Source organism: Yokenella regensburgei ATCC 49455 (genome assembly GCF_000735455.1).
Lineage (GTDB): Bacteria > Pseudomonadota > Gammaproteobacteria > Enterobacterales > Enterobacteriaceae > Yokenella > Yokenella regensburgei.
In genome coordinates, this window is sequence record NZ_JMPS01000044.1 from 1 (window position 1) to 17,270 (window position 17,270).

At 58.0% G+C, this 17,270-nt stretch carries 17 protein-coding genes; 9 read left to right on the plus strand and 8 right to left on the minus strand.

The genetic code is table 11. The annotated features are described in order from the left end of the window. Positions 1-50 precede the first annotated feature (50 nt). Genes lsrG through lsrA form a run of 6 tightly spaced genes read right to left on the minus strand, consistent with a single transcriptional unit; the run spans position 51 to position 5,769 of the window. Positions 51-347: a (4S)-4-hydroxy-5-phosphonooxypentane-2,3-dione isomerase gene (gene lsrG / locus GYRE_RS13330; RefSeq protein ID WP_006818213.1), complete on the minus strand. Its 297-nt coding sequence runs from the start codon at positions 345-347 to the stop codon at positions 51-53. After that, positions 344-1,231, minus strand: a complete 888-nt coding sequence (lsrF, locus tag GYRE_RS13335) for a 3-hydroxy-5-phosphonooxypentane-2,4-dione thiolase (RefSeq protein WP_038255907.1) — start codon at positions 1,229-1,231, stop codon at positions 344-346. The genes lsrG and lsrF overlap by 4 nt, the downstream gene beginning before the upstream one ends. Before the next feature lie 11 nt (positions 1,232-1,242). Next, positions 1,243-2,256 (minus strand): autoinducer 2 ABC transporter substrate-binding protein LsrB, encoded by a 1,014-nt coding sequence (gene lsrB, locus GYRE_RS13340; RefSeq protein ID WP_038255909.1) that lies wholly within the window; start codon positions 2,254-2,256, stop codon positions 1,243-1,245. 1 nt (position 2,257) lies between these two features. Next, positions 2,258-3,250, minus strand: coding sequence for an autoinducer 2 ABC transporter permease LsrD (lsrD, locus tag GYRE_RS13345; RefSeq protein ID WP_038255911.1), 993 nt, complete (start codon positions 3,248-3,250; stop codon positions 2,258-2,260). Further along, positions 3,251-4,285, minus strand: coding sequence for an autoinducer 2 ABC transporter permease LsrC (gene lsrC, locus GYRE_RS13350; RefSeq protein WP_038255913.1), 1,035 nt, complete (start codon positions 4,283-4,285; stop codon positions 3,251-3,253). After that, the gene (gene lsrA / locus GYRE_RS13355) at positions 4,282-5,769 is read right to left on the minus strand and encodes an autoinducer 2 ABC transporter ATP-binding protein LsrA (protein ID WP_038255915.1); all 1,488 of its coding nucleotides are present in this window, start codon (positions 5,767-5,769) and stop codon (positions 4,282-4,284) included. The genes lsrC and lsrA overlap by 4 nt, the downstream gene beginning before the upstream one ends. 217 nt (positions 5,770-5,986) lie before the next feature. Here lsrA and lsrR point away from each other — a divergent pair, with 217 nt between their 5' ends. The 5 genes from lsrR to GYRE_RS13380 all read left to right on the plus strand — a co-directional run bounded on the left by lsrR (position 5,987) and on the right by GYRE_RS13380 (position 10,271). Next, entirely contained in the window at positions 5,987-6,958 is a 972-nt protein-coding gene (lsrR, locus tag GYRE_RS13360) for a transcriptional regulator LsrR (RefSeq protein WP_038255917.1), read from the plus strand. Positions 6,959-6,993: 35 nt separating this feature from the next. Further along, complete coding sequence (gene lsrK / locus GYRE_RS13365) at positions 6,994-8,562, plus strand: autoinducer-2 kinase (RefSeq protein WP_038255918.1); 1,569 nt, start codon at positions 6,994-6,996, stop codon at positions 8,560-8,562. 374 nt (positions 8,563-8,936) lie between these two features. Continuing rightward, on the plus strand, positions 8,937-9,395 hold the full coding sequence (locus GYRE_RS13370) for a hypothetical protein (RefSeq protein WP_038255920.1): 459 nt from the start codon (positions 8,937-8,939) through the stop codon (positions 9,393-9,395). A gap of 148 nt (positions 9,396-9,543) precedes the next feature. Continuing rightward, on the plus strand, positions 9,544-9,855 hold the full coding sequence (locus GYRE_RS13375; protein ID WP_038255922.1) for a type II toxin-antitoxin system HigB family toxin: 312 nt from the start codon (positions 9,544-9,546) through the stop codon (positions 9,853-9,855). Beyond that, positions 9,852-10,271, plus strand: a complete 420-nt coding sequence (locus GYRE_RS13380) for a helix-turn-helix domain-containing protein (protein WP_038255924.1) — start codon at positions 9,852-9,854, stop codon at positions 10,269-10,271. Before GYRE_RS13375 ends, GYRE_RS13380 begins: the two co-directional genes overlap by 4 nt. Before the next feature lie 34 nt (positions 10,272-10,305). On the opposite strand, the gene GYRE_RS13385 is transcribed toward GYRE_RS13380, so the two are convergent. Then, positions 10,306-11,187, minus strand: a complete 882-nt coding sequence (locus GYRE_RS13385) for a LysR substrate-binding domain-containing protein (protein WP_038255926.1) — start codon at positions 11,185-11,187, stop codon at positions 10,306-10,308. A gap of 87 nt (positions 11,188-11,274) precedes the next feature. Between GYRE_RS13385 and GYRE_RS13390 the strand changes: the two genes are divergently transcribed. Next, a complete protein-coding gene (locus tag GYRE_RS13390; RefSeq protein WP_038255927.1) occupies positions 11,275-12,153 on the plus strand; it encodes a DMT family transporter in 879 nt (292 codons plus the stop codon). A gap of 105 nt (positions 12,154-12,258) precedes the next feature. Beyond that, the gene (locus GYRE_RS13395; protein WP_038255928.1) at positions 12,259-14,280 is read left to right on the plus strand and encodes an NADPH-dependent 2,4-dienoyl-CoA reductase; all 2,022 of its coding nucleotides are present in this window, start codon (positions 12,259-12,261) and stop codon (positions 14,278-14,280) included. On the opposite strand, the gene rlmG is transcribed toward GYRE_RS13395, so the two are convergent. Further along, a complete protein-coding gene (gene rlmG, locus GYRE_RS13400) occupies positions 14,277-15,413 on the minus strand; it encodes a 23S rRNA (guanine(1835)-N(2))-methyltransferase RlmG (protein ID WP_006818202.1) in 1,137 nt (378 codons plus the stop codon). The two genes, GYRE_RS13395 and rlmG, sit on opposite strands and share 4 nt — an antisense overlap. A gap of 83 nt (positions 15,414-15,496) precedes the next feature. On the opposite strand from rlmG, the gene GYRE_RS13405 reads away from it, so the two are divergent. Beyond that, on the plus strand, positions 15,497-16,000 hold the full coding sequence (locus GYRE_RS13405) for a M48 metallopeptidase family protein (RefSeq protein WP_038255929.1): 504 nt from the start codon (positions 15,497-15,499) through the stop codon (positions 15,998-16,000). Positions 16,001-16,071: 71 nt separating this feature from the next. Continuing rightward, positions 16,072-17,070 (plus strand): Gfo/Idh/MocA family protein, encoded by a 999-nt coding sequence (locus tag GYRE_RS13410; protein WP_038255931.1) that lies wholly within the window; start codon positions 16,072-16,074, stop codon positions 17,068-17,070. Positions 17,071-17,270 lie beyond the last annotated feature (200 nt).

The window sequence follows — 17,270 nt, forward strand, 5'->3', positions numbered from 1 at the left end:
CAATCCCCTCTCCCTCAGGGAGAGGGTCAGGGTGAGGGTGGTGTTAACCGTTACACTTCCGGCAACAGTCCTACAAAGCTGCGTTTTTTGCGCGGCTCCGACATCAGTTCCTCGAGCTTATCCACGCAGGCCAGATAGTGCGGCGTTTGCTTGTGCGCCAGCACCGCGTCATCGTTCTGGTAGGCTTCGTAGATAAAGAAGCGGGTCTTCACCCGTGGGTCCTGCAGCACGTCAAAGCGCAGGTTGCCCGGCTCTTTAACAGAGCCTTCATGGTTAGCGCGAAACACCTCGAGAAACTCGTCTACTCGCTCCGGTTTAATATTGATTTCTACCAGCGTTACGTTCATTTTGCTTCTCCCTGTTTTTCCTCCTGCCAGAACTGGTATGCCTCGCGCGGATGCATATTCTCATGCACCACTTTCTTCACCGTCTTCAGCATCGCGCGCGGTGCGCTGGACTGGAAGATATTGCGCCCCATATCCACCCCTGAAGCCCCCTGGTCAATGGCGCGCCAGCACATCTCCAGCGCCTCGTGCTCGGGCAATTTTTTGCCACCGGCGATAACAATCGGCACCGGGCAACTGGCGGTAACTTTCTCAAAGCCCTCTTCCACAAAGTAGGTTTTCACAAACTGCGCGCCCATTTCGGCGGCAATTCGGCTGGCCAGTGAGAAGTAGCGGGCATCGCGCGCCATCTGCGTCCCAACCCCGGTCACTGCCAGCACCGGCATGCCGTAGCGGTTCCCGGCATCCACCAGCTTAATGATGTTGTTGATCGACTGATGCTCATGGGGGCTGCCGATGTACACCTGAGCGGCCACCGCGCAAACGTTGAGGCGCAGCGCATCTTCCATCGCCACCGCCACGCACTCGTTCGACAGCTCTGTCAGAATTGAATTACCGCCCGAAGCGCGCAGCACCACCGGCTTGTTGGTGGCCGCGGGCACCTGGCTTCTCAGGATCCCGCGGGTACACATCAGCACGTCGGTTTCGGCAAACAGCGGGGCGATAGAGAGATCGATACGCTCAAGCCCGGTGGTCGGTCCCTGGAAGTAACCATGGTCGAAGGCCAGCATCACTGTCCGGTTGCTTTGCGGATTAAAAATCCGCGCCAGCCGCGACTGCATCCCCCAGTCCAGTGAGCCACACCCTTTCAGCGTAAAGGGTACGTTTTGCTGTGGCACACCGATGCCAAAGTCTTTTCCGTCTTTGATGTCATCTAAATCAGCCATCTTTCCCCCAATCAGAAATCGTAGTTGTTGATGTTCTCTTTAGTGAACACCACGCGTTGCGGCAGCAACACAATGCCGTTGCCTTTTGCTTCGTACTGGTAACCCTGCACGCTGTTCGGTTCGACCTTCAGCGCACCGATGTCCTTCACGTCCACGCTGTCACCCGGGTTAAGATCGCCTTTTTTCAACAAATGATCGGCGACATTGACCGCAATTTTGCCCTGTTGCACCACATCCCACAGACCGAAGGCTTTTACCGTGCCGCGTTCAACATAAGGGCGCATTACGTTTGGCGTGCTGAAGCCGACAATCGCCACCCCTTCTCGCTTCAGGTTTTCCGCCGCCTGAGCCGCCGCCGGGAGGGCGTTGGCGTCCGGGGCGATAATCGCATCGAGATCCGGGTAGGCTTTCAGAATGCCTTCTGCGGTTTGCAGCGACTTGGTGGCATCGTTATAGCCAAACTGGGTGGTGACTATCTGCCACTGCGGGTGTTCTTTTTCGATTTTAGCCTTCGCCTCTTTTACCCACTGGTTCTGGTCGGTGACCGTCGGGCTTGAGTAGAAGAACGCAACTTTGGCATTCGGCTTAGTGACCTGTTTTTCGGCCATCTCCACCAGCAGGCCGCCGAGCTGCTGCGGAGTGCCCTGGTTGATGTAAATGCTGCGGCATTCAGGTTTGGTGTCGGAATCCCAGGTCAGCACTTTCACACCGCGCTGCATGGCACGCTTGAGCGCCGGGCATAGGCCGTCCGGCGATACCGCCGAGACGATAATCGCGTTGTAACCCTGGTTAACGAAGTTATTGATGAGCTGCACCTGCCCTGAAACGCTTGGCTCCGTCGGGCCATCGTAGGTAACGTCTGTCCCCAGCGCTTTACCCGCTTCCTTCGCCCCGTTGCCGCCGCTGGTGAAAAAGCCCACGCCGACCAGCTTTGGAATAAACGCGATGCGATCTGCCGCCTGGGCCACCGCCACGCTCATAGCCAACGCCAGCGCGCTCAGCTGCACTATCTGTTTTGCTTTCATCTCATGCTCCACTTGTTTTTCGCGAGTGAACCCGACGCCAGGCCGTGCGCACCCATTCACGGTGCAGGCTCAGCGAACGTCCCATGACCACCACAACTAACAGCGCCCCAGACAGCGCGCTTGACACCTGATTGGGGATACCAACCATCTGTAAACCTTGCTGCAAATAGCCCACCAGCAGCGCCGCCAGCGCGGTACCGATAACCGAGCCAGAACCCCCATATATATTGGCGCCGCCCAGCACCGCCGCCGTCAGCGCCGGCATCAGTAGATCGCGCCCGAGATCAGAACGCGCGGAGCCGAAATAAGAGACCATCACCAGCGCCGCAATGGCCGACGCCACGCCCACCAGGCCATACAGCGCGTAAGGCAGGCCGTTTACCGACAGCGCGGCATAGCGCGCGGCACGCGGATTTTGCCCGAGTAGAAACAGATGACGACCAAAGCGCCCGCGGTGGGCAATCAGCCAGAACGCCAGCGTGATGACGGCAAACAGCACCAGCGGCACCGGCAGTCCGAGCAGCGTCTGGTTGGCGAAAGCGGTGAAGCTGTCCGGGAAGCCGCCAATCCCTTCGTACCCCGTCGCCCCGGCCATGCCAGAGAGCAGCAGCGCCGCACCGCCGTAGAGGTACAGCGTGCCAAGCGTTATCACCAGCGGGCTGATGCCGGTGTAATGGATGAGCGCGGCGTTAAACAGGCCGCACAGCAGGCCGACCAGCAGCGTCAGCGGAACGGCCGCAACCATCGGCACGCCGGACTGCATCATCACCCCCAGGGCGATGGCGCACAGGCCAACCGTTGAGCCGAGCGAAATATCGATTCCGCCGCTGACGATAACCAGCGTCAGCGGTAGCGCGACAATACCGATACAGATGAAGTCGCTGGTGCTGAACAGCAGCAGGTTGACGTCAAGCATGCGCGGATTGATGGCGCCGAACAGCAGGATCTCGAGCACCAGCAACAGCAGCAGTACGCTTTCCCAGGTCAGCTTCATTTACGCCACCTCTTTGTCTTTGCGCTTAGTAAATGGGGTCACGTTTTTGCCGCCTTTATTACCCGGCTGAAAGCGGCCGTATTTCAGCGCCCGCTGGTGGCGCATCAGCGCCTGACGCAGACGCCCGTCGAGCACCAGAACGCCAAGCAGCACCAGCCCGGCGATGAAGTCGTTCCACCACGCCGGGAGTTTGAACAGCACCAGTACGGTGTCGATTTGAGTGAGGAAAAAGGCGCCGAGGAAGGCACCAATCAGCGTACCGGTGCCGCCCAGCAGCGAAATCCCACCGAGCACGCAGGCGGCGATAGCCTTCATCTCCAGCCCGCTACCGGTCTGATTTGGTACGAAACCGATTTGCGCAGCGAACACCACCCCGGCGCAGGCGGCCAGCACACCGTTGAGCGTAAAGGCAATCATCCGCGTACGGTTCACCGCCACGCCGAGCTGGCGCGCGGCGGCAAGGTTATCACCCACGGCATAGAAATCGCGGCCAAAGGCGGTGCGCGACAGCATCCACGCCCCTGCCAGCAACAGCAGCAACACCAGTACGCCCAGCGGCGAAACGCCTACCGCCAGCGGTTCAGAGAGCGACTTCAGGCTGGCTGGCAACCCTTCAATCCACTTCCCGCCGGTCCACAGCAGCATTGCCCCGCGATACAGCCCCAGGGTGCCAAGGGTGGCGACAATCGCCGGGATCCGCAGCCCCACCACCAGCAGTCCATTAAACGCCCCCGCCAGCGCCCCAATGCTTAGCGCGAAGGCCATTGCCAGCGGCAGGCTGTAGCCATTATTCAGCGCAACGCCAACCGCAATGGCGCACAGCCCTACCGTTGAGCCTACCGAAACGTCGATGTTGCGCGTCAGCATCACAAGCGTTGCCCCCAGCGCCAGCAGCGCGAGGATCTGACTGCTGGCAAAGATCATCGCCACGGTCTGCAGGCTGAAGTAGGCCGGATTCAGCGCCACCAGCAGGGCAAACAGCGCAAGAATGGCAAGAAACGCGCTGAGCTCGCGATTTTTAAGTAACCTCTTCATGCTTGTCCTCCGAAGGCCAGCGCCATCATCCGATCGACGCTCACCGCCTGCTGCGCCAGTTCACCGTTGAGCACGCCCTGATGCATCACCAGCACCCGATCCGCAAGCCCGGGAAACTCGTCGAGATCGCTTGAAATCATCAGCACCGCCACGTTCTGCGCCGCCACGCTGCGCAGCAGCTGGTAAATATCCGCCCGGGCAGAAACGTCTACGCCGCGGGTCGGCTCATCGACGATAAGCAGCAGCGGGTTGGCTTCCAGGCAGCGCGCCAGCAGCACCTTCTGCTGATTGCCGCCGGAGAGCGTGCGCACCGGCTGTTCGGCATCGTTCAGTTTTATCCCCAGCGCCCGGTGGTAGCGCTCCACCACCGCCGCCTCGCGTTTCTGCTGCTGCCAGAGCGACGGCTCGTTCAGCGCCACCGTGTTCCAGCGTACCGGCGCATCCAGAAACAGCCCGGAAACCTGTCGGTCTTCAGGCAGATACACCAGTCCTCGCGCCAGCCGCGCCGCCGTCGACAGGCTGCCAATCTCCTGATTCTCCAGCCATATCCGCCCACCGCGCGCAGGCCGCAGGCCATACAGCGTTTCGGCGAATTCGGTCCGCCCGGAGCCCACCAGCCCCGCAAGGCCGACTATCTCACCGGCGTAGATCTCAAGGCTGAGATCGATAAACCCTTCCCCGGTGAGCGTTTCAACGCGCAGCACCGGAAAATCCTGCGCCTGGGTGCGGCGATTGCCGGGCAGCGACAGCCACAGTTTTTGCGTGTCGCTCAGCGTTTGCTCCCGGCAGACGGGGGTCATAGCGGTGATTAGCGCAGCATCGTCGTAGCGGTGAGTTTCACCGCTCAGCACCACCGCGCCATCACGCATCACCGACACATGGCTTGCGAGCTTGCGGATCTCCGGCAGCTTGTGGGAAATAAAGACGATCCCCACGCCTGACCCCTGCAACGCGCGGATCTGGCGAAACAGCCTGTCCGTTTCTCCCGGCGTCAGCGAGGCGGTCGGTTCGTCGAGGATCAGGATCTGCGCCCGGCGCATCAGACCGCGCAGGATCTCCACCATTTGCTGATCCGCCACTTCAAGCGTGCTGGCCGCCGCCGTCAGGTTGATCTGGCAGCTAAGCTGCTGCATCTTCGCGGCGAGCTGCTCGTCGAGATCCTCCGTGCGCGGCAGACGGAACAAAATGTTTTCGCGAACGCTAAGGTTCGGAAACAGCATCGGCTCCTGCGGCACCAGGTAGATCCCCTGCTGGTGCGCCTGAGCGGGCGTGAGGCGGGTAAACGTGGTGCCGTTGATGCACAGTTCGCCGTCGTCCGGCGTTTCCACCCCGGCGATAATTTTCATCAGCGTCGATTTGCCCGCGCCATTGCCCCCCATCAGCGCGTGTACCTGCCCGGCAAACAGGGTGAAATCAATCGCTTTCAGCACCGGCACGCCGGAGAACGCTTTGCGGATAGCCTTCGCTTCGATCAGTGGGGTCATCATCACTCCGCATTTGAACAAATGATTTTTAGATTTAATAATGTTCAAAAGCGTAGACCCTGAACTATATTTACAACCGTGCGGCGATCACATTTTTATCTCTTTAGATCGTTTGAATTGTGAACAACGAGCTGAATGATCGCTTTTGCCGGATAGCTCACACTTTCCTGGCGTACAGAACCGAACAAATGATCTAAATTTTTATAAGAGTTCAATCATGAGCGAAAAGAGAGCAATGGATGACAACCGCTTCGCCGGGCTTGCGCTGGCGGAGGAGGAACTGGTGGCCCGCGTGGCCTGGTGCTACTACCACGACGGGCTGACGCAAAACGACATCGGCGAACGCCTTGGCCTGCCGCGGCTGAAGATCTCGCGGCTGTTAGAAAAAGGCCGCCAGTCCGGCGTTATTCGTGTGCAGATAAACTCCCGCTATGAAGGCTGTCTGGCGCTGGAAACCGCCCTGCAGCAGCACTTTGGCCTGAAGATGGTCCGCGTGCTGCCCGCGCTGAATACCCCTTCGATGAACACCCGCCTGGGGATTGGCGCCGCGCAGTCGCTGATGGGCGTATTGCAGCCCGAACAGCTGCTGGCGGTTGGGTTTGGCGAGGCGACGATGAGCTGTCTGCAGCATCTGAGCGGGTTTATCGGCTCGCAGCAGATCCGCCTGGTGACCCTCTCCGGCGGCGTTGGGCCGTACATGACCGGCATCGGCCAGCTGGATGCCGCCTGCAACGTCAGCATGATCCCGGCGCCGCTTCGCGTCTCTTCGGCAGACGTCGCCGGGATCCTCAAACGCGAGTCCAGCGTGCAGGATGTGATCCTCGCCGCCACGGCAGCGGATGTGGCGGTCGTGGGGATTGGCTCGGTGAACCAGCGTCGCGACGCCACCATTTTGCGATCGGGCTATATCAGCGAAGGTGAGCAGCTGATGTTCGCGCGCAAGGGCGCGGTGGGCGATATTCTCGGCTACTTCATTAATGCCGATGGCGAAAAGGTGGAAGGTCTTGAGATCCACCAGGAATTACTGGGCGTCACGCTCGATGAGCTGGCGCAGCTGCCCACCATCGTTGGTGTGGCCGGGGGAGATGAAAAAGCAGAAGCCATCTATGCCGCACTGAAGGGTCGCCGTATCAATGGCCTGGTGACGGAAGAGACGACAGCTCGCGCGGTACTGGCTCTGGCGCAATAGGTGCGCCGCCGCGCAAACATAGCGAGGCGTTAGTCATGAGTTACCTTTTAGCGTTAGATGCAGGGACCGGCAGCGTTCGGGCGGTGATTTTTGACCTCAACGGTCGGCAGATTGCCGTCGGCCAGGCGGAGTGGAAGCACCTCAGCGTGGAGAACGTGCCCGGCTCCATGGAGTTTGACCTCAACACCAACTGGCAGCTTGCCTGCCAGTGCATTCGCCAGGCGCTGGAACGCGCAAAGCTCACCGCCGCCGACATCCAGTCTGTTGCCTGCTGCTCAATGCGTGAAGGGATCGTGCTCTACGACCGCAACGGCGATGCCATCTGGGCCTGTGCTAACGTCGACGCTCGCGCCAGCCGAGAAGTCGCCGAGCTAAAAGAGATCCACAACGACCGCTTTGAATCCGAAGTGTATGACGTTTCCGGGCAGACTCTGGCGCTGAGCGCCATGCCGCGCCTGCTGTGGCTGGCGCACCACCGCCCGGATATCTATCGCAATGCGGCCACCATCACCATGATAAGCGACTGGCTGGCGGCGAAGCTCTCCGGCGAGCTGGCGGTCGATCCTTCCAACGCCGGAACCACCGGCATGCTCAGTCTCTTCAGCCGCGACTGGCGACCAGCGCTGCTGGATATGGCTGGCCTGCGGGCCGATATCCTCTCTCCGGTGAAAGAGACCGGTACGCTGCTGGGCACCGTCAGCAAAACGGCGGCACAGCAGAGCGGGCTGCGGGAAGGCACGCCGGTGGTGATGGGCGGCGGCGACGTGCAGCTTGGCTGTCTCGGGCTTGGCGTCGTGCGCGCCGGGCAAACCGCCGTACTGGGCGGAACGTTCTGGCAGCAGGTGGTGAACCTGCCGCAGGTACGTACCGACCCGGAGATGAACATTCGCGTGAATCCGCACGTGATCCCCGGCATGGTGCAGGCCGAGTCGATAAGCTTCTTCACCGGGCTCACCATGCGCTGGTTCCGCGATGCCTTCTGCGCGGAAGAAAAACTGATAGCCGAACGGCTGGGCGTGGATGCTTATTCACTGCTCGAAGAGATGGCTAACCGGGTGCCGGCGGGCTCCCACGGCGTGATGCCTATTTTTTCTGACGCGATGCATTTTAAGCAGTGGTACCACGCCGCGCCGTCGTTCATTAACCTGTCGATAGATCCGGAAAAGTGCAACAAAGCCACGCTGTTTCGCGCGCTTGAAGAGAATGCGGCGATCGTGTCTGCCTGTAATCTGGCGCAGATCTCCCGCTTCTCCGGCGTCCAGTTTGATAGCCTGGTGTTTGCCGGCGGTGGCGCAAAAGGCGCGCTATGGAGCCAGATTTTAAGCGACGTCACCGGGCTGCCGGTACGTGTGCCGGAAGTGAAAGAAGCCACCGCGCTCGGCTGCGCGATTGCCGCCGGTACGGGAGCCGGGCTCTACAACGACATGGCCTCCGCCGGGGAGCGGCTGGTGAGCTGGAGCCGCGAGTTTACGCCAAACCCCGTCCACCGCGAGTTGTACGACGGCATGATGCAGAAATGGCAGGCGGTGTACGCCGACCAGCTCGGCCTGGTCGACAGCGGGCTCACCACCTCAATGTGGCAGGCGCCGGGGTTAAATAAATAGGCTGCGGTGTGACGCGCGTTGCCGGGTAAGGTGGTGCCTTGCCTGGCCCTGCAATAACTGCATTTTGCGAGGACGATTCCAGTAACGATAAAGTCTTTCTCTAAACCTGAATTACCGTTTGTTGTTTACCCTCCTGGGTCGTATTTTGACTGCGCATCTGCAAAATCAGGTGCCGGGATTGACCTCTTGCTAACTTCATCATCGGCGTATACTTTTATGCCGTTTACTTTGCTACACCCCAATGGTGGGCTGAGTGGGGGCACTGCAAAGTGCGCCGGTATCCGATGAGGCCGGTAAGGTCAACTTCACTCAGTCTGCCACCATGGGGTTGACCTCTCAGGTGGTAAAATCAAACACTCATCGAGGCTGCCCTTATGGCTACGACCCCAACCCAGACTTTTTCTGTTTTTACCCTGCCGTTTAACCACGCGACCGATTTCACCGAGCTGGCAGATAACTGCGAATACTTTGCCAACGTGCTGGTTGAAAGTACCGACGCCACCGAAAAAATGGCGCTTTGCGGCCGTCTTTCTGCGTGCCTGGCGCTACTGCACCCAACGCTACATGATCCTGTCCCGGAATATCTGCACGCCAGCCTGACGGTCGATAACCTTCCGGCACACCTGCCCGCGTTTAAGCCGGAAATCGATCAACTGAGCGTCTGGTGTCAGTCGCTAACCCAGCTATTGATGAGTGGCTCGCTCTCAGCCAGACAAGCGAGTGCGTTAGAAGATTTATTGCATGAACTGGTGCGCTATTTCGCCGAAACACTGAAAGCCCCGCGTTGGCTGAATACCACAACGGGCAAAGTGTATCTGGACGATCTGCACTAAAAACGACCTGTACACCCTCAAAATTGTTTCTGTTCTGATAGCGATTTTGAGGGTGTACTTAAATAACTCAAAGCTGTTCACATATTGTAAACACCAATATGTCATGCTAGAGTGTTCACATAATGTAAACGGACGAAACGAACGCAAGATGCACGTCATTTCAAAAGAACCTTTTGAGGAAGCTGCAAAGCGATATCCCAACGATTCGTTAGCCATACGGGCGCTGTATCGCCTGGTGCGTGAGACTGACTTCTCTTCTCCGACGGAAATGAGAACGTTGATACCGAGCCTGGATAATTTTAAGTACCGTAATAGATGGTGGATACTGGATGTGGGGGGTAACAACTTAAGAGTCATTACCTATATTAATTTTGTGAATAAACGCTTCTATGTGAAGCACATTGCTACCCACGCTGAATACGAGAAGTTGACCCGCTATTACAGGGAGAACAAAGAATGATCACCGACACGGCAAAAGCCCTTGAAGCAACCAAACAACTTGTAGCCGCGGTCCCCTTCCTGGGGAAGAGTGCTTCTGAGAGCGACTACCGTGAAGCGCTTGCGCTGGTGGACTACCTGATCGAGAACGACGACGAAAATCCGTTGATTGACTTCCTGGTAAGTAAAATTGCTGACTATGAAGATAACAGCGACCGCTTCGCGGAGTTCAATAAATCCATCGCCGAAATGCCGGTCGGCGTTGCGCTACTGCGCACTCTGATTGACCAGTACAACCTGTCCTACTCAGACCTGAAAGAAGAGATCGGCTCTAAATCGCTGGTAAGCCAGATCCTGGCGGGGCAGCGTGCTTTGACCATCCCACATATTAAGGCACTATCCGCGCGATTTGGTGTAAAACCTGAATGGTTTCTGTAGCACTGACTGACCCATCAATCATATTAAAATTGGGCTACGCCTGCCCCCTCAGCCACTCAACCACCGCCAGCACTCGCTTCTCATCCCGCTTTCGCGGGTTGATAAGCAGCCAGAAACCTTTCCCGCTGTGCCAGGGGGCGTTGAAAATCTCTGTCAGCGCTCCCTGTTTCAGGGCCTTGTTCACCAGCTGCGGATGGCAGATAAGCACCCCCTGCCCGCGCCGGGCGGCATCAATGGCCAACAGCGTCTGGTCAACGTGGATACCGGGGATCGCCACCCGCTGTGCTTCGGTAAGGCTGGTATAACGCATCAGCCACTGGTTCCAGTCCGGATACATGGTGGTGTGCAAAAGCGTGGCCCGAACGACATCTTCCGGGCTGCGGAGCCCCTGCGCCTGCAGATACTGCGGATTAGCATAAACCCGGCACTCATCGTCCCACAGCGGCTGGCACAATGGCCCCTGCTGGCTGCGGCCATCGAAGTAGCGGATAGCAATGTCAATATTATCCCGCTCCAGCGTCATCACTGCGCTGGTCGCGTTGAGATGCAGATCGGTCCCTGGAAAAGCCGCCATCAGCGCCGGCATCCGCGCAGAGAACCACTGGGCGGCTACGCCCGGAGGCATTGAAAACGTCAGCCGGTGCTGGTTCAGCGCCTGCATGGCTTCACCTGCAGCTGCCAGCTGGGCCAGCGCGGGCACGATGAGGCGATAATACTCAAGCCCGGCTTCGGTCACCGTCAGGCGACGAACGTCACGGATAAAAAGCTGAGCGTTGAGCTGATTCTCAAGCTTCTTCACCAGCTGGCTGATAGCCCCCGGCGTCACGTGTAGCGCGCTGGCGGCATTCAGAAAGCTGCCCAGGCGAACGCTCGCCTCAAACGCCTGCAGCGCCTTTAGCGGTGGCAGTGAATTCATAAGATAGTTTTTCTATTTTATTGGTGATATTTAATCGTTTGTAGCACGCCCTGATAGCGCCAACAATAGCGACTTTCAGGGGGAACTATGAATCAGAAAACATTTATCGCGTTTGCGTTTCTCGGCATCATCTGGGGCACCAATTTCCTGTTTATGCATCAGGCAAGCCGCTGGATCTCGCCGCTACAGATTGTCTTTCTGCGCGTACTGTTTGGCTTTTTGCCCATCCTGGCACTGGCCTGCTGGCACCGCGTTTTTCGCCGCCAACATCTGCGTCACGCCCACCATTTCGTGGTAATGGCACTGCTGGCGACGGTTATCTATTACTGGGCATTTGCTTCCGGTACGTCGCTGCTGCTGTCGGGGATTTCCGGCGTGCTGAGCGGGGCGATACCGCTGTTTTCTTTCATTATGGCAGCGCTGTTTCTGCGTCAGGAACCGATGCAGAAGCTGCAGGGGGCGGGTATTGTGCTGGGATTTGCCGGGGTGCTGATGATTGCCCGTCCGTGGGCAGTATCGGCAGATAGCATCAGTCTTGCAGGTGTGGGTTATATGGTTCTGGGCTCACTCAGCGTCGGAGCGTCTTTTGTCTACGCCCGTCGTTTTCTGGCCCCGCTACAGCTCCCGGCGCTGGCGCTCACCAGCTACCAGATTGGCGCCGCGCTGCTCATTCTGGCGCTGGTTACCCCGTTTAGCGGGCTGAGCGCCATTCTGCATAGCCCTTCAGCAAGCCTTGGGCTGGTCCTCGGCCTGGGCCTGCTCGGTACCGGCGTCGCGTACCTGATTTACTATTTCCTGATCCAGCGACTGGGGGCGGTGACGGCCTCGTCGGTTACCTATATTCCACCGGTGGTGGCGCTGGTGATCGGCGTGGTATTTGCCGGGGAAGCGGTAACCGCGGCAGAACTGCTGTCGCTGGTGCTGATCTCCGCCGGGGTATTTCTGCTACAGCGGCGGGATCTTTGAATCTCATCACATTCACAGCGCTCTGCCTTTTCCTTTTGCGTACGACTGGCTAGATTAGAAACTCATCCGACCACATAACAATAATTTTACATACTGGAAACCGTTATGAGCCGCTATCCGTCGTTATTTGCCCCGCTCGACCTGGGTTTTACCACGCTCAAAAACCGTGTGTTGATGGGCTCTATGCATACCGGGCTGGAAGAGCGCCCGGATGGCGCAGTGCGGCTGGCGGCATTTTATGCCGAGCGTGCGCGGCACGGCGTAGCGCTGATTGTCACCGGCGGCGTGGCGCCGGTACATTCTGGCGTGACGATGGAAGGTAGTGCGGTGCTTAACGATGTGAGCCAGCTGCCGCATCATCGGGTGGTGACCGATGCCGTCCATCAGGAAGGCGGCAAAATCGCGCTGCAGATCCTGCACACCGGTCGCTACAGCTATCAGCCGCATCTGGTTGCTCCTTCTGCCATTCAGGCGCCGATTAACCGCTTTAAGCCTCATGAGCTGACTCATGAGGAGATCCTGACGTTGATTAACGACTTTGCCCATTGCGCACAGCTCGCCCGCGAAGCGGGATACGACGGCGTGGAGGTGATGGGTTCTGAAGGCTATCTGATCAACGAATTCCTCGCCGCCCGCACCAACCAGCGTAACGACGAATGGGGCGGTGACTTCCCGCGGCGAATGCGTTTTGCCGTGGAGGTGGTACGTGCGGTACGCCAACGCGTGGGATCCGATTTCATCATTATCTACCGCCTGTCGATGCTGGATCTGGTGGAAGGCGGCGGCACCTTTGAGGAAACCGTCGAACTGGCCCGCGCGATCGAGGCCGCAGGCGCGACGATCATCAATACCGGGATCGGCTGGCACGAGGCGCGGATCCCGACGATCGCCACGCCGGTTCCCCGCGCGGCGTTCAGTTGGGTGACGCGCAAAATGAAAGGCAAGGTGTCGATTCCGCTTATCACAACCAACCGGATTAACGATCCGCAGGTGGCGGAAGATCTTCTGGACCGTGGCGATGCCGATATGGTATCGATGGCGCGCCCGTTCCTCGCCGACGCCGAGCTGCTGTCGAAGGCGCAACGCGGCCGCGCGGATGAGATTAACACCTGCATTGGCTGTAACCAGGCCTGCCTTGACCAGATTTTTGTCGGTAAGGTGACCTCGTGCCTGGTCAACCCGCGCGCCTGTCATGAAACCAAAATGCCGGTCGAGCCCGCCGTATTACGCAAAAATCTGGCGGTAGTCGGTGCCGGGCCGGCGGGCCTTGCCTTCGCGGTGAACGCCGCCGCACGTGGTCATCAGGTAACGCTGTTCGACGCCGCGGCAGAGCCGGGCGGGCAGTTCAATATCGCCAAACAGATCCCGGGCAAGGAGGAGTTCTACGAAACGCTGCGCTATTACCGCCGTATGATGCAGATAACCGGCGTTCAGGTGCAGCTTAATCAGTACGTTAACGCTGAACAGCTGAGCGGCTTTGATGAAGTGGTGCTGGCAACCGGCATTGAGCCACGCCTGCCCGCTATTGAGGGTATCGACCATCCGAAAGTACTGAGCTACCTCGACGTACTGCGCGACAAAATGCCCGTTGGCGAGCGAGTGGCGATTATCGGCTGCGGCGGTATCGGCTTTGATACCGCTATGTACCTGAGCCAGCCTGGCGCCCCCACCAGCCAGAACATCGCGGAGTTCTGCGTTGAATGGGGAATAGATACCAGCCTGAACACTGCGGGCGGTCTGCGCCCGGAAGGGCCGCAGTTGCCAAAAAGCCCGCGCCAGATTGTGATGCTGCAGCGTAAAGCCAGCAAACCGGGCGATGGATTAGGTAAAACCACCGGCTGGATCCACCGCGCCACCCTGCTCTCTCGCGGTGTGAAAATGATCCCGTCCGTCAGTTACCAGAAAATTGATGATCAGGGGCTGCACGTGTTGATAGCCGGTGAACCGCAGCTGCTGGCGGTGGATAACGTGATTATTTGCGCCGGACAGGAGCCGCGTCGCACCCTTGCCGAGCCGTTGGCAGCAATGGGTAAAACGGTGCATTTGATTGGCGGATGTGATGTGGCGATGGAGCTGGATGCCCGGCGAGCGATTGCGCAGGGCACCCGTTTAGCACTGGAAATTTAGCGGCGGCGACCGAGCTTCACTGCTTTCAGCACCACGAACTTGTTGTTAGTGGCGATAGTCTCGCAGTTGCCGAAGATCTTCTTCAGCTTATGGAAGTAGTCGAGGTGGCGGTTGGCCACGATATACAGCTCGCCGTTGATCTTCAGGCAGCGGCGGGCGTGGTGGAACATTTCCCAAGCCACGTTATCCGTCAGAGCATGTTTCTGATGGAACGGCGGATTACACAGCACCGCGTTAAAGCGGAACGGCTCAACGCCCGACAGCGCGTTGTTGATGGTGAATTCGCAGCGGTCCAGCGCTTCCGGCATGTTGGTTTCGACGTTCAGGCGGCTCGATGCCACCGCCATCGGAGATTCGTCGGTAAAGACGACGCTCGCCTGCGGGTTTTTCGCCAGCAGGGTCAGGCCAATCACGCCGTTGCCGCAGCCGAGATCGACAATCTCACCTTCCAGGTCCGCCGGCAGATTCTCGATAAAGAAACGTGCGCCAATATCCAGCCCGGTGCGCGAGAAGACGTTCGCGTGGTTGTGGATGGTCCAGTCGGTGCCTTCCAGCTTCCAGCTCAGGGTCTCAGGTGCTTCGGCAAGCGCAGGCTCGCTGAAGGTACAGTTGATGAGACGCGCCTTTTTCCACGCCAGCGTCGTGGTGGTTGGGCCTAATACTTTCTCAAACAGTTCAAGCGTGGAGGTGTGAATATCACGCGCCTTCGCGCCCGCGATGATACGGGTTTGTGGCGTCACCACTTTACGCAGCGCGCGCAGCTGCTGTTCCAGCAGGGCCATGGTTTTTGGCACTTTAATCAGCACCACGCCCGGCGCCTGCGGATACTCAGCGGTGCTGTCGAGGAATTTGACGCTGCCTTCCGGGATGTCGTTGTGACGGAGGTTTTCGCGCGTCGCAAGCTCGCTTAAGTAAGAATCACCGATGCTGTACGGCGTATGCTCCGCCAGCGCGCAGCCAAGCGCACCGAAACTGTCATTCAGGATAAGAACCGGGCCGCTGATTTCGGTGTCATCCAACTGTTGCAGCAGATATTCATCCGCGGCTTCCCACGCCTGAAGCGGGTTAACGTCATCCGTTTCTGGGAAACGTTTTAAGTCGAGTGAACGGAAACCGTTGTCTAAGTGGCTCATCGGCCCTCCTGAGTGGTAAAATTTGGCGTATCCCTGAAAAGGGTGCGTGAGTATACCCGTTTTCGCATTAATTTGGGCTTTTGATGAACCAACTAACTTATCTCCAGGGCTACCCGGAGCATTTACTTTCTCAGGTTCGCACCCTGATAGCCGAGGATAAACTGGGTGCGGTACTGGCAAAACGCTATCCGGATACGCATGATTTCACGACCGATAAAGCCCTCTGGCAGTATACGCAGGATCTAAAAAACCGGTATCTGAAGAGCGCACCGCCGGTCAATAAAGTGATGTATGACAATAAGATCCACGTGCTGAACAACGCGCTCGGTCTGCATACAGCCATTTCACGCGTGCAGGGCGGGAAGCTAAAAGCAAAGGCAGAAATTCGCGTGGCGACGGTTTTTCGCGACGCGCCGGATGCGTTTTTGCGCATGATCGTGGTGCATGAGCTGGCGCATCTGAAAGAGAAAGATCACAACAAAGCCTTTTACCAGCTGTGCTGTTATATGGAGCCGCAGTATCACCAGCTGGAGTTTGATACCCGGCTGTGGTTAACGCATCTTTCGTTAAAGCGTAATGCGTCGTAGCGCACTCGATTTGTCATCATGGCATGCTACAGTGACGACAGATCCTTAAGCTACGGAGTACGTTACGCCTTATGATACGTTTCGCTGTCATAGGGACGAACTGGATTACGCGCCAGTTCGTCGATGCCGCTCATGAAACCGGCAAATATAAGCTCACCGCCGTCTATTCCCGCAGCCTTGAACAGGCGCAGGTTTTCGCCAACGATTATCTCGTCGAACATCTCTTCACCTCACTCGACGAGATGGCACAAAGCGATGCCATTGACGCGGTTTATATTGCCAGCCCGAACTCGCTGCATTTCCCGCAAACCTGCCTGTTCCTTCGCCACCAAAAACACGTTATTTGTGAAAAGCCGTTGGCCTCTAACCTGCGTGAAGCCGAAGCCGCCATCGCGCTTGCCAAAGAGAACCAGGTGGTGCTGTTCGAAGCGTTCAAAACCGCGAGCCTGCCGAATTTCCTGACGCTGCAGCAGTCGCTAAGTAAAGTGGGGCCGCTTCGTAAAGCCTTTATCAACTACTGCCAGTACTCCTCCCGTTATCAGCGCTACCTCGACGGTGAGAACCCGAACACCTTCAATCCGGCGTTTTCTAACGGCTCGATTATGGATATCGGTTTCTACTGTCTGGCCTCGGCGGTGGCGCTGTGGGGCGAGCCGAAAGCTATTCAGGCCAGCGCCTGTCTGCTGGAGAGCGGCGTAGATGCGCACGGCACGGTGGTGCTGAACTACGGTGATTTTGACGTCACCCTGCATCACTCTAAGGTCAGCGATTCGCTGCAGGCAAGCGAGATTCAGGGTGAAGCCGGTTCACTGGTTATCGAGAAAATTTCCGAGTGCCAGAAAGTGTGCTTTATTCCGCGCGGCGGTAAGTCGCAGGATCTCAGCCAGCCTCAGCATATCAATACCATGCTGTATGAAGCGGAGACCTTCGCAAGCCTTGTGGAAAACGGAGAAATTGACCATCCGGGTCTCGAGGTCAGCCGTATTACCGCGAAGGTGCAAACTGAAATCCGTCGTCAAACGGGCGTGCGTTTCCCGGCGGATAACGCCAGCGCCGCCGCGACTGCGTAAAGGATTGTAAAATCCCCCAGGCGGGACATTGACGAAAGTCGTGTCCCGTCATATTTTGTCTCCCGCAAAGGGGAGTAACTTCCTGGTCGGTTGATCGTCATTACGATGTGTGCAAAACCACATCCGGTCGCCGGGCAACAAGAAAGCCATATGATGAAATTGGGCTTTCTTGTTGTAAGTGAGACCTTGCCGAAAGGCGA